Genomic DNA, 14,952 nt, shown 5'->3' with positions numbered 1-14,952 from the left:
ATTAATTATAAAAATGAAAAAATTATAGGTGATCAAATGGCGAAAATAAATATAAAGGATAATAATATAAGTAAGGAACAAATAAAATATAGGCTAGACAATTTAATATTTTCGCAAAATATGCTCAATACTTGGAAAATTGATAGGAAAGAATTTTTTAATAAATATATAAGGTCAATATTTTGGTCTGACGATAGCATATTAGATCAAAGATATGAAGAAAATATGGCTTTTGGACGTGATTTTCATCTCAATTGCCAGAGGATATTTATGGATATAGAATTAGGTTATAATTTTAACAGAGACCTTTTAAAAATAATTTCAATAAGAGATAAATATAGAAAAAAATATGGTAAAAATGTAGTATTTAAACCAGAATATCAAATTATATTGTCTTCTAAAGTATCTATAATAGCAGATTTAATTGTAGAGATATATGAAGAGGAAGAATTAAAAAATATACATATTTGGGACTGGAAGACAGAGACAAAGGAGATCACAGAGTTATCTGTTAATCAAAGAATGCAGACCAAGATGTATATGTATACAGTCAAAGAAAGTATTGGTAAAGATTTAAATTATGAAGATATAAATATGTATTATATGCAGGTTAAGATAGATAAGACTCAGATTATTAAATATAGCCAGCAGATGCATGAGAAAAATAAAAAAGAAATATTTAATCTTATAAAGCAGATAAAAGAAGAGGGGGTAGATGCATGTCAGTAGGTTTTATAATAGGTACTAATAAAACAGATAGAACAAATGTGATGTTGGACATGTGTTTACAAGAGGCGAAAAATAAGTCTGATAAGCATATTTTTATTCTAGTGCCCGAAAAATATACTTTTGAAATGGAAAAAAGATTGGCTCATAGATTGGAAACTGATATTGATCCATATTTTAGAATAAGAGTAGTTAGTTTTTCTACTCTAAGTAGAATGGTATTCACTAGAACTGAAGGATTAAATATTAGAAAAATAAGTCAAGGAGCAAGACTTATGATTTTATACAAGACTATCTTATCTCTTAAATCTAAATTAAAATTTTTTACAGCATCCACTATAGATTTGGGCTTAGTAGCGAAGATAATGGACGCTGTTATAGAATTTAAACAATCTAATATGGAACAAAAAGATATAGAGAAAATGGCTCATGAAGCTCAAGATAAAACTTTAAAGTTAAAATTAGAGGATTTAAGTATAATATATGAAAAATACGAAAAGGATATTGAAAATAAGATTGATACAGAAGATTATTTAGAATATTTCCATAGAGTATTAAGAAAAAGTAAGATATTATCTGACTCATATATTTTTATTGATGAGTATACTGGTTTTACGCCATTGCAATATAAACTTATAGAAGAGCTGATATTGCAGACTAATACTATGTATATTTCTCTTTTAACTGATCTTAAAAATTTTAGCACTGCAAAAGGAGCTTTTTCTAAGACTAATATTACGTATTCTGCTATTAGTAGTTTTTGTATAAAAAATAAAGTAGATAGATTAAAAGATATTAATTTATATGAGAATAAAGTTTTTGAAAATAAAGAATTAGAATATCTAGAAAAAGAAATAAATTATTTTAATCCTAGAGTATATAAAGATCAACCAGTTAATCATATACACATAAGTTCCTATGAAAATATTCATTGTGAATTGGAGTCAGTAGCTGATAAAATATTAGAACTTATAAAGGGTGGATATAGGTATGGAGATATCACAATTGCAGCAAGAGACTTAGATAAGTATTCATATTTAGTGAAGGCGATTTTCCCAAATTATAATATTGGTTATTTTTTGGATGAAAAAATTGCATCTAAAAATAATCCAATAGTAGCTTTAATATTATCGATTTTTGATATGAAAGTAGATAATTATTCTTATAAATCAATATTTAAATACTTAAAAAGTGGATTACTTAATATAGAAAATGAAGATATTTCTTTACTTGAAAATTATGTTTTGGAGAATGGAATAAAAGGTAAAAAATGGTTTGAAAAAAAGTGGAATATCCCATTAAACCATGGATTTGAAGACCAAGAAATAGATAAAATATACATGGATAAGATAAATTCTATTAAAGACCAAGCATTTGGACCAGTTTCCTTGTTACACGAAAAGTTAAAAGGAAGAAATAAAGTAGGAGAATTATGTAGATATTTATATGATTTTTGTTTGGATATAGGACTAAATAGAACAATAAGCACTCTTATAGAGAATTATAAAAGTAAAGAAAATTTATATAAAGCTAAAGAATATGCTCAAATATGGAATGTGTTTATAGAGATACTGGATGAAATGGTTGAATTTATAGGTCATGAATCAATAGGACTTGATAAGTTTATTAAGATGCTTGAAGCAGAATTTGAGTCTGCCGAGCTTGGAATTATACCACCATCTAGAGATCAAGTATTTGTAACGAGCATAGATAGAATGAAAAATCCAGATACAAAAGTTTTATTTCTACTTGGTGTAAATGAAGGTGTATTTCCTAAAAATGCTAGTGATGAATCACTTATAAATGATAGTGAGAGAATAGATTTATGTACTAAAGGATATAAATTTGATACAGATGCTATGTCAAAAATATACCAAGAGCAATTTTTGATTTATAAATCTATGTCGACTGCAAAAAATCATATATATATATCTTTTCCTTATTCTGATTATGAGGGAAATAATTTGCAAGCATCTAAGTTAATAGCAAAAATTCTAAGAATATTTCCAACTCTAAAAATACAAAATTCTGCTAATTATTGTAAAGATTTAGCATTTAAATTGGCATATTTTAAGGATAAAAAAGATTTATCTTTTGATAATAAGTCAGAATTATTGGATAAGGTACTAGCGGATAAATTATATGGACGAGGAATTTTTAGTATTTCGAGACTAGAAAAATATGTATCATGTCCTTTTTCATATTTTATGACATACGGAATGAAAGCTAAACCAAGACCTATATATGAATTTAATGATATGGATTTGGGCAATTATTATCATAAAGTTTTAGAAGAGTTTTCAAAATATATATCTGTTAATTCAATCAATTGGGATGAGATAGACAAACCATTTATAGATGAGCAAGTAGAAAATCTTGCCTATAGAATAGTTGGAAGTAGAAAAGAATACATATTAAATAGTAGTGAAAAATATAAAAATTTGTATCAAAGATTAAATCATACTTTAAAAAAATCTATATTTAATATGGGTCAGCAGGTTAGACAAAGTAAAATAAAACCAAAATATTTTGAGTTGGAATTTGGGCCAATGGCAGATATTGAACCTATTAAGTATTATTTAGAATCAAAAAAAGAAATTAATTTAATGGGCAAAATTGATAGGATGGATACTTATATAGATAGTAAAAGCAAAGAAGAAAGATTAAGTATAATAGATTATAAATCATCAAGCAGAAATATAGATTTAAGCCAAGTATATGCTGGTTTACAGTTGCAACTATTTGTATATATGAGTGCTATTACAAAGGAGTACAAGGAGTATAATTATTATCTAAATACTAATATGGGCAAAAGAAATACAAAATTAAATCCAGCAGCTTTATTATATTCAAGAATTGAGGCAAAAGATTTAAAGGTCAATTCTTTAAGAGACTATATTGAGTTAGAAAGTCAAAGTCTAAATAAAAAATTGGAAAAAGAAAATAAATTATCAGGTTATGTTATAAAAGATTTGAATATATTAGAAATTTTAGATAAAAATATTAAAGAAAGTGGAGACTCCTCTTTTTTACCTATAAAACTTACGGGTAAAACAAAGGATAGTATAGGAAAGAATACTGCAGGTTTATATGAAGAAGAATATAAAATTGTAAGTGAATATGTAATAAATAAAACTAAGGGTATATGCGAGGATATATATGATGGCAACACCAATATTTATCCTACAAATTATGATAATAGAAAAGCATGTGAATTTTGTTATTATAAGAGTGTTTGTAAGTTTGATATAAGTAACAAAGAAAATTACTATCACAAAATTATAAAGCATAAGAATAAAGAAGATGGAGTTGTAAAATCTAGATATGGTATTTTTTCATCTTCTAATGTAGATATATTAAATCTTATGGAAAAATATAACGAAAAGAATAGGAGGTCTGGAAATGGCGAATAAGTGGACAGAAAATCAACTGAAAGTGATAAATTCTAGAGGATCTAATCTGCTTGTATCAGCTGCTGCCGGATCTGGTAAAACAGCAGTATTAATAGAAAGAATTATAAAGTTAATTTTAGATGAAGATAAACCTATAGATATCGATAGGCTATTAGTAGTTACATTTACAAATTCTGCTGCTAGTGAAATGAGAGAAAGAGTCGCTATAGCAATAGAAAAGGCCCTGGAAAAAGAACCAGACAATCAAAGGTTACAAGAACAAATACTACTTTTAAATAAATCTGATATAACTACTATAGATTCATTTTGTAAAAAAATAATAAAAAATAATTTCCATTCAATAAATATAGATCCAGCAATTAAAATTGGAGATGATGCAGAAGTTGGGATAATACAAAGTGAAGTTATAGAGAAATTATTTGAAGAACTATACAATGCAAAGGACCAAGAGTTTTTATCTCTAGTTGAGGCATATTCTTCAAAAAGAAATGATGATTCACTAATAAATTTAGTTTTTATGATAAATAATTTTCTGGGATCAACACCTTTTCCAGAAAAATGGTTAGAAGAATCAACAGAGTTTTTTAATAGCAAAGATAAAGATAAGATCTTTTATCAGGAACATTATATAAATAAGTTTTTAAAAGATGCAAAAATATCTTTATTGTTGACAAAAGAAGCTATAGGTGAGGAAGTCGACAATCTATCATTTTATAGTGAATTAGATAGATATAGATTTAATAATTTAGAATTAATAGCTAGTATAGATGAAATTTTAAACGCTATAAATAATGAAGATAAAGAAAAAGAAAATAACGAAATTATAGAATGCTTAGATAAATTTCAAACACTACAAAAATCTTTAACATTCCGTATATCGGCAAAAGCAGAGCCTGAAATAAAGGAAGCTTACAATTCTTCTAAGGATAAAATAAATTCTTCATTAAAAGAGTTGAAGAAGAGTTTAGAAAATTTAATTATAGATATTGACATGTTAAAGGCAGAGAGTGATTTGATATATCCATATATGAGAGCACTTTCGAATCTTACTATAAAATTTAGAAGTGCTTATCAAGACAAAAAAAATAGACTAGGAATTATGGATTTTTCAGATATAGAGCATTTTGCTTTAAAGATTTTATCAAAAGAAGATGAAAATGGAAAAATTGTGCCATCTGATATTGCTATATCATATAAAAATTATTATGAAGAAATATTTACCGATGAATATCAGGATAGTAACTTAGTTCAAGAGACTATTTTGTCACTTATAGCTAGAGAAGATAGGCCAAATAGGTTTATGGTAGGTGATGTAAAGCAGAGTATATATAAATTTAGACAATCTATGCCTGAAATTTTTATGGAAAAATATGATAGATATAAATTATATGATAGTGCTAATAGAACTAATGAAGAAAAAATACTTTTATATAATAATTTTAGAAGTAGGGCAGAAGTTTTGGAGGCATGCAACTACATATTTAGTCAAATAATGAGAGTTTCCACAGGAGAGCTTGATTATACTGATGAGGAAAGACTAAATCCTTCTGCTATATTTTCAAGTGATTATTTGGAAGAAGACTTGTTAGGAGGTCCTGTAGAAGTTTATTTAGTAGATAACAAAGCTGACACAAAAAATATAGATAAGGATAAGACAGATGAAACTCTTATAAATAATAATTTAATACCTTCATCAGATTTTGAAGGTTTATCATTTGAAGATGCAGAAAAATTTGAGCTTGAAAGCATGAAGATAAGTCATATAATTGAGAGCTTGGTATCCTCAGATAAACCGTATTTGGTATTTGATAAAGAAATAAATAGATATAGAAAATGCAAATACAAAGACATTGTAGTTTTATTAAGGGCAGCTAATGGAAAAGGACCTATTTTAGAGGAAGTACTAAAAAGATATTCTATACCAGTGTACTCAAACACGGGTCAGGGATTTTATTCAGCTCTTGAAATAGATTTATTGATTAATTTGTTGAAGATAATAGATAATCCTATACAAGATATAGAAATTTTATCAGTCATGAGATCGCCAATATTTAATTTTACTACTAATGATATGGCTATGATTAGGCTATTAGAAAAAAATGCTAGTATATATCAGATACTTAAATATATATATACAGAAGATAATATGTTAGGTGGGAATGAAGATTCAATAGATAAGGAAATACTTGATGAAATTTTGTTAAAGGGTAATTTAACAAATAAGATTAATTATTTTATGGAAAAAATTAGTCTATATAGAAAAAAATCTATTACTTATACAGTAAGCCAGTTAATTTGGTATATATTAAAAGATACAGCCTATTATATTTATGTTGGAAAACAAGAAATGGGTAGTCAGAAACAAAATAATTTACTTTTATTCTTTGAGAAGGCAAGACAATTTGAAAAATCCTCATATAAAGGTTTATTCTCTTTTATTGACTATATAGAAAGGGTAAAATTAAGAGCAAAAGAGCCACAAGAGGCAAAGACTATTTCAGCTGATGAAGATAACGTAAATATTATGAGTATACATAAGAGCAAGGGTTTGGAATTTCCGATTGTAATAGTTGCTGATTTAGGTAAGGAATTTTATATCAAGTCCAATGATTCAAGGCTTAGCCTTCATCAAACTATGGGATACGGACCGAATGTAATAGATATAGACAAAAGAGTATCATTTCCGAGTATGAGAAAAATAATGATTGAATCAAAATATAGAGAGGAATCATTGGCAGAGGAGATGAGACTTTTGTATGTTGCTATGACCAGAGCAAAAGAAAAGTTGATTTTTACAGCTAATATAAATGACTATGATAAGAAAGAAGAAAAGTGGTTATCACCGCCTAGAAATGAAATGGGATTATTAGAAGATTCCGATATATTATCTTCTAAAAGCTATTTAGATTGGATAATGCCAAATATTTTAAGATTGGATAAAAAAGGAATTTTCATTAATTCAATGAAAGAAGAAAAAAACTATCAAGGTTTTGGACAAAATAGATGGTACATACAAGTAGATAAGAGTAAGAAAATATTTGATGATTATAACAAAAATATACTCTTGAATGAAAATAGTTATGATAATAAAGATAGTTTAATCGATTTTGACGAAGAAAGTTCTATAAATAAAAAATTAGACTTTTTATATCCATTTAACACATCTCTAAATAAACCATCTAGCATTTCTGTATCTGAAATAAAGAAATTAGTAGAAGAATCTGAAGAAGATTATATGCATGAAAATTTATATTCAAAGTTTAGGATTTCAGATTTGAAAACTCCTAAGTTTATACATAGTGGAGATATGAAAGTAGAATTTAATTCAGCAGAAAGGGGTACAATCTTTCATTTATTAATGCAGGTTTTGGATTTTTCATCTTTTGAAAAATATCTAAAAAATCAGCAGTTGACCTTTGATTTATTTGTAGATAACAATATGGATAATCAAATTATTGATGAAATAAAAAGGCAAATAGATGGATTTATAGATAAAGATGTTTTAAGTGTTGAAGAAGCTAATACTATAAATATAAACTGGGTTCTAAGATTTATAAAATCATCTATTTTTATAGATATATTAGATGCACAAAATAAGGGTAAATTATATAAAGAAAGAGCCATAAACTATAATTTAAAAATTAATCAAATATATAGAGATCAAGATATTATTGATTCTGAAAAAATGATGATGGTAGGTATTATTGATTTATTTTTTGAAAATGATAATGGAGATTTAATATTACTTGATTATAAAACAGATTTTGTGAATAAGGAAAATAAAAAAATTGTGATAGATAGATATAAAACACAATTAGATTACTATAGAAAAGCTATTGAAGATATTTCGGGTAAAAAAGTAGTTGGAAGTTTTATTTATCTTATGAGCATAGGGGAATTAGTAGAATATAAGGAGAATTAATGAGGATTTTACATACTTCAGATTGGCATTTAGGAAAAAATTTAGAGGGTTTCTCAAGAATTGAAGAACAGATAAAATTTTGTTCGGACTTTGTGCAATTAGTAAGAAAAGAAAATATAGATTTACTCTTGATTGCTGGTGACGTATTTGATACATCCAATCCATCTGCACAGGCGGAAAAATTATTTTATAAAACTTTGAATGAACTGTGTGACAATGGAAAAAGGTGTGTATTTGTGATTGCAGGAAATCATGATAATCCAGATAGATTAGAGGCTATTAGACCACTTGTAGAAGAGTCGGGAGCAATAATATTGGGGTATCCAAAGTCAAAAGCTAATATAGGAAATTATAGTTCCTTTTCTATAATTGAAGCAAAAGAAGGTTTTACTAAATTAAAATTTGGAACTGAAATAGTAAATATAGCTAGTCTACCATATCCTAGTGAAAAAAGATTGAATGATATTTATTATAATTTTGCTGATGATGTAGATATAAAGAAAACATATTCAGAAAAAATAGGAAAAATATTTGAAATTCTTGAAGAAAATTTTGTAGAAAATCAGATTAATATAGCTTTAAGTCATATTTTTGTAATTGGTAGTGAAATTAGTGATTCTGAGAGAAGAATTGAGCTGGGAGGAAGTCTTTTGGTTGATAAAAAAGACTTACCAAAAAAATCTGACTATACAGCTTTAGGTCATATACATAAAGGACAATGTATGTCAAAAACATATAATGCATATTATTCAGGCTCTCCAATCCAGTACAGTAAAAACGAAAGAAACACGGTAAAATTTGTCAATATAATTGATACTATAAAACACGGTAAATTAAAGATTGATCAATTATATTTAAAAAATTATAAACCAATAATGTTATTTAATTGTGAATCTATTGATCAAGCACTGGATATTTGTAAAGAAAAACAAGATGATGATATCTTTGCATATTTTCGGATAAAAACTCAGGATTTAATAGATGCAGAAGATATTAGGAATATGAAAAAGCTAATGAAAAATATAGTTGAGATTAGACCAATAATTCAAAATGAAAGTTTTGATAGTGATAAACAAATTATAGAGATTAATAAGTCGAATATAAGTAAATACTTTATTGATTTTTATAGAAATACAAATGATGGAGCTAATCCAAATGAAGATATAGTTAAATTATTTAATGAGTTATTAGAAGATATAGAAGAGGAGTAAGTATGAAACCAATTAAATTGACAATTGATGGAATAAATTCATATGCAAAAAAACAAGATATTGATTTTCAAGAACTTACTTCTCGTGGATTGTTTGCCATATTTGGTAAGACTGGCAGCGGTAAATCTACTATTTTGGATGCTATGACACTAGCTTTATATGGAAATATTGCTAGAGGTAGCAAAGAATTTATTAATACTAATTGCAATAAAGCCAGTGTAGAATATACATTTGAAATATCAAATGGTATAGAAAAAATAAGATATATTGTATATAGAAGATTTAAAAAAAAGATAAGTTTGGATAAGGTAAGTTCTGTAAGTGATTCGGTAAGACTTACAAAAATAGATAAAGAAGGTAGTAGTATAATAGCTGATAAAGTTTCTGATGTGAATTCTGCAATAAAGGATATAATAGGGCTTGAAGAAGGAGACTTTTTAAAATCAGTTGTATTGCCACAAGGAAAATTCAGTGAATTTTTGGTATTGAGTGGTAAAGATAGAAGAAATATGTTAGAGAGACTTTTTAATCTTGAAGAATATGGTAGCCAGCTTAATAAAAAAATCTTTAATAGAAGAAGCGAATTGCAACGAGAAAGTGAAGTTCTAGAAGCTAGAATATCTGAGTATGGAGATATTAATATTAATATAAAAAAAGAATTGGAAGAGCAAATTCTAGCCTTGGATAAAAAAGAGAAACTACTAAATAAAGAGATAGAAATATCCAGTGCAAGATTTGAAAAAATGAATCTAGTATATAATCTTAATCAAGATAAAAAAAATAATGAAGATAAATTGACTGATTTGTTAAATCAAGCACCTTATATAAGTGAGCTAATCAAAAAAGTTAATGCATATGATTATGTTCAAAATTTAATAGAAAATAAATTAAAATATAAGAACTATAATAAAGAAGAATTAGAGTACAAAGAGAGAATTCTTACAATTGACAAGAAAAGGATAGAGTTAAAGAAAAAGATTGATAAAAGTCACAAACAATATTCTAAAATAGAGGATGAAATAAAAAGGATAACGATCGATAAAGAATTTAGAGATAAGTTGATTTCTATGGAAATAATAGCGAATCAACGTCAAGATTTATATGAAGAGATAGAAATTCATAATGCAGAAAAAGAAAACGACGAAGAAAAGATAAAAGAAATTGATTTAAATATTGAAAAAATAGTACAAAAGAAAATCAAGCTTGAAGGAGAATTACATACTACAAAATCTGACATGGAATTTCTTGAGAAAATGCCAAGTAAGAATCAAGAAGACTTAGATACAATGTATTTTGAATTGAACGAAATAAAAAATAAAAAATTGTATTTAGTAGAATTAGAAGATTCAATTAGAGATATAAATAGTAAGATTCTCTATATACAAAATAAAAATGAAAAGCTAGAGTTTGAGAAAGAAAAACTAATGGATAGGATAGATAAAATTAGTTTTGAATTAAAATCTCTAGAGGAAGAATCTTCAAAAATGGATATAGATATTCTTGCTAATAAGATAAAAGAAATTTTAATAGAAACTAAAAGAACTCATGGCATATGCCCAGTATGTAATAATAAATATATTGATCTTGAGATTGATAAGTCTATTTTAGATGAAAATAAGATTAGTCAAAGATTAGATCATATTAGACAGGGAATTGAAGATGAGAAAAGAAGTAAAGACTCTATAGAAAGTGAGATTAAATACAATCAAAAAGCAATAGAAGAAAAGTTAAATCAAAAAGAAGAAAATATAAATAAAATTAATAAGATTCTTAGTAGATTTATAAATCATAAGATAGTAGATATAACAGAGTTTAGAGAAAATATATTATCAATTTTAGATAAGAATATAATTGAGAGAGAAGCGTTATATAAAGAATATAGAGAATTTAAGCATCAAAGAGAAGAAAAGTTAAAAACATTAGAAAAAATAAAAATATCTGAAGAAAAAAATGTATACGAGTTAAAAAGTTCTATAGAAGTTCAAAAAAATAATAAGGATAATTTTGAAGAAGCAATTCTTAAGACAAAAAAGCTAATATTTTTAAAAAATGAAAAAATAAAGGAGATTGAAGAAAAAATAAATAAATTTTCTGAAAAAAATAAGATAGAAAATTTAAAGGAAGAAATAGAAAGAGTAAAAGAATTTGATAAAATTGTCAAAGAATTAAATATTCAAAAAGAAAGTTTATTTAAAGAGATTAAGGAATTAATAAGTATCAAGGATGATCTCGATATAAGCTATAATGAAATTAATATAGCTATAGAAAAAATTTCTACTAGTAAAATGTATTTAAATGAAACAATGGATCTAAATAAATTGAAAATAGAAAATGTGTATCCAGATTTTGATTTTAATTTAATTGATATATTGATAATAGAATCTGAAAATTCTCATAAAAAAGTATCTTATATAAAAGAAGATGAATATATACAATATAAGAACAAGATACAAATCCATGAAAAGTCATTGATTGAAGTAAAAAATAATATTAAATTATTAAATTCCAAGCTGTATTCTATTGAATTTGAAGAAAAGGATATAGAGAAAAATATAGTAAATCAAGAAAAAAATAAGCTAGATAAGATTAACAAAGAATATGAAGATTTAAAGATAGAAAAATCTACATGTAAATATAGGTTAAATGAATTGATTGATAGATTAAAGCAACTTGAAGCTATAATATCTATTTTTGAAAAAAACAAAAAGGAATTAGATAATATAAATGTCTTGGAAAAACTTATGAGAGGTAATAGGTTTGTCGAATACCTATCTCAGATTTACCTAAAAAATATAGTATTTGATGCATCTGCACGACTTGAAAATATTACTAATGGAAGATTTTCTCTTGAAATAAATTCTGATTATACTTTTATGGTTAGGGATAATTTCAATGGTGGTAATAGAAGATCAGCAGATACTTTATCAGGTGGCGAGACATTCTTGACATCCCTTTCATTAGCATTAGCCCTATCTACACAGATACAGTTGAAGGGAAATGCACCTCTTGAATTTTTCTTTTTAGATGAAGGATTTGGAACTTTGGATAGAGAATTATTGGATACGGTGATAAATTCTTTAGAAAAATTGCATAGTGACACTATGAGTGTGGGTATAATATCTCATGTAGAGGAATTAAAAAATAGAATTCCTATAAAATTAATAGTAGAATTAGATGAAATTATATCATCGTCTATAGTTAATATTGAGTTGAGTTAATAAAAATAAATTGTAATATAATGAAAATAGTAAGATAGAGAATTTAAATTTTATATATGATATTTATTATATATAAAATTTGAGATATAATAATAGTATTAAATAAATTTAGGAGTGTGGTTTTGTTGGGTTCGAGTAGTACTTGGATAGAAATAGCAGTATTAGTTTTGTTATTAGTTTCTTCAGCCTTTTTCTCGGCGTCTGAAACTGCTTTATTATCAGTCAATAAAGTGAAGATTAGACATTTAAAGGAAGAGGGAGTAAAAGGAGCAAATGTGGCTGAAAGTATAATAGATAAGCCAAAGAAAATGTTGAGTACGATTTTAGTTGGTAATAATGTTGCGAATATAGCAGCTACATCAATTTCAACATCGCTTATGATGCGCTTATTTGGGCAGCAAGGTATCGCACTGGCTACTGCTATAATGACAGTATTGATATTAGTATTTTGTGAAGTTACTCCTAAAACTTTGGGAGCCAATAACAAAGAGATGGTATCTTTATCTGTTTCTAAGATAATGAAGGTATTGATTTTTATACTTGCCCCAATAGTATTTATAATAAATTTAATAACAACAATTATTTTCAAGATATTTAGGATAGAAGATGATGATCCCAATTCACTTATTACAGAAGAAGATTTAAAAGTCATGGTTAATGTAAGTCATGAAGAGGGCGTTTTAGAGCATGAAGAAAGAAAAATAATAAATAATGTATTTGAATTTGGTGATATGAAAGCTGAAGATGCCATGGTTCAAAGAAAGGATATGATTACACTTGCCCTAGATTCTACATATGAAGAAGTATTAGAATGTTATAAGGAAGAAAAGATGAGTAGGGTACCTATATATAATGACGGTGTGGATGATATAGTGGGAGTATTGAACCTAAAAGATATAGTATTCTTGAGCGATTATGAGGAAGAGAATTTTTCAGTAGAAAAATATATGAGACCTCCATATTATACATATGAGTTTAAAAAAATATCCCAGTTATTAGAAGATATGAAATTAGCCAAAACACAGATAGCTATAGTACTTGATGAATATGGAGGCACATCTGGACTCCTAACTGTTGAGGATTTGATAGAGGTTCTAGTAGGTGATATTGAAGATGAATATGATGAGGAAACTGATGAAATAGTAAAGGTCAACGAAAGTGAATATCTAATTGAAGGTAGTGCGAAATTAAGCGATGTAAATGATATATTATCAATTCCTTTGGAATCGGATGAATTTGATTCTTTAGGTGGTTACATTATAGGTTTTATTGATAGGCTACCGGATGTTGGTGAGGAGTTTGAATTAAATGAATCGGTGACATGTAGAATAGTCTCTATTGATAAAAATAGAATAGAAATGGTTAGAGCTTTTGTAAAGCAGATAGAAAAAAGTGATGATGAAATCTCTTTCAAAGAATATATTGAAAAAGAACAAAATAAAGATGATTAGTCGTAAATAGAATAAAAAAAGAATCCATATGGATTCTTTTTTTATTCTATTCTATATATTTTTTGTGCGTGGAAAATTATTTGATATTATTTATGAGATTATCCCTATATATAGTTCTCTTTTCTAACTCTTTATAATCAAAAGTTTTTAAAAACTTCATATAAACTCTATCCCAAAACTCATATCCAGATAGTCTGAGTAATTTAATCTTCTTTTCCGCAAGTCTAGTCTTTATTTCTATGATATTTTCATACTTGAGTTCTTCACCATCTATTACAATTATAATGAAATTATCAGATTTGTATTCAGGCATTACTGAAATTTCACTATTGCGGGCTGGTAATATAATACTAGATGTAAAACTTCTAAAAGCATTTGTGCTGATAGGTGAGATTGGCGTAATTTGCATGATTTGTAGCCTATTATCTACAATACTGCCTCCTGCTGAATAATTGTATGCTGTAGAACCAGTTGAAGTAGATATTATCAAACCATCACCGCTAAAAGTCTCCATATAATCTTTATTTACATATAGATTTAAATGAGCTGTTCTTGATTTATTACCTCTTACAACCAATTCATTTATAGCATAATCAGTTTTAAATTTTCCATCGCCTATAACATCTAACTCCAACAAATCTAGTGAGTTTATTTTATAATCTTTTTTTATATATGATTCTATGAAGAAATCTATTTCTGATTCGTTTGGTAAAACTTCTGCAAAAAAACCTAGATGACCAGTGTTTACACATATAAATGGTATATCTGGGAAATCTAATTCATGAGCAGCTTTTAGAAATGAACCATCTCCACCAATAGATATTACTAATTCAGTATTTTCTTGAATATTATCTGTAACTTGAAAATCTATAGCTTCAAATTTTTCTCTTAAAATATTTTTGATTTTAAGGGAAATATCTAAGTTATTTGACCTAATTGTAATATTTCTTTTCATAATTCATCTCCATTAATAAAATTTGTAAAACAATTATAACATATTAATTATCAATA

7 protein-coding genes are annotated in these 14,952 nt (G+C 26.3%); 6 read left to right on the top strand and 1 reads right to left on the bottom strand.

What is annotated here, in order from left to right:
- The first annotated feature begins 36 nt into the window (after positions 1–36).
- From O0R46_RS06905 to O0R46_RS06880, 6 genes are all read left to right on the top strand, one after another.
- Complete coding sequence (locus O0R46_RS06905; protein ID WP_269311003.1) at positions 37–729, top strand: PD-(D/E)XK nuclease family protein; 693 nt, start codon at positions 37–39, stop codon at positions 727–729.
- Entirely contained in the window at positions 720–4,139 is a 3,420-nt protein-coding gene (locus O0R46_RS06900; protein ID WP_269311002.1) for a PD-(D/E)XK nuclease family protein, read from the top strand. The genes O0R46_RS06905 and O0R46_RS06900 overlap by 10 nt, the downstream gene beginning before the upstream one ends.
- Positions 4,129–8,061, top strand: coding sequence for a helicase-exonuclease AddAB subunit AddA (gene addA, locus O0R46_RS06895; protein ID WP_269311001.1), 3,933 nt, complete (start codon positions 4,129–4,131; stop codon positions 8,059–8,061). Before O0R46_RS06900 ends, addA begins: the two co-directional genes overlap by 11 nt.
- A complete protein-coding gene (locus O0R46_RS06890; RefSeq protein WP_269311000.1) occupies positions 8,061–9,272 on the top strand; it encodes a metallophosphoesterase family protein in 1,212 nt (403 codons plus the stop codon). Before addA ends, O0R46_RS06890 begins: the two co-directional genes overlap by 1 nt.
- A gap of 2 nt (positions 9,273–9,274) precedes the next feature.
- Complete coding sequence (locus O0R46_RS06885; protein ID WP_269310999.1) at positions 9,275–12,490, top strand: AAA family ATPase; 3,216 nt, start codon at positions 9,275–9,277, stop codon at positions 12,488–12,490.
- 116 nt (positions 12,491–12,606) lie between these two features.
- Positions 12,607–13,941 carry an HlyC/CorC family transporter gene (locus tag O0R46_RS06880; RefSeq protein WP_479691741.1) on the top strand — a complete coding sequence of 445 codons (1,335 nt, stop codon included), beginning with the start codon at positions 12,607–12,609 and terminating at the stop codon, positions 13,939–13,941.
- Between the two features lie 76 nt (positions 13,942–14,017).
- Here O0R46_RS06880 and O0R46_RS06875 read toward each other — a convergent pair whose 3' ends face one another.
- Positions 14,018–14,896, bottom strand: a complete 879-nt coding sequence (locus tag O0R46_RS06875; protein ID WP_269310998.1) for an NAD(+)/NADH kinase — start codon at positions 14,894–14,896, stop codon at positions 14,018–14,020.
- Positions 14,897–14,952 lie beyond the last annotated feature (56 nt).

The sequence above is a fragment of the Peptostreptococcus equinus genome (assembly GCF_027125355.1).
GTDB lineage: Bacteria > Bacillota > Clostridia > Peptostreptococcales > Peptostreptococcaceae > Peptostreptococcus > Peptostreptococcus equinus.
The sequence above is the reverse complement of the archived record's forward strand: the minus strand, read 5'-3'. Positions and strand labels throughout refer to the sequence as shown.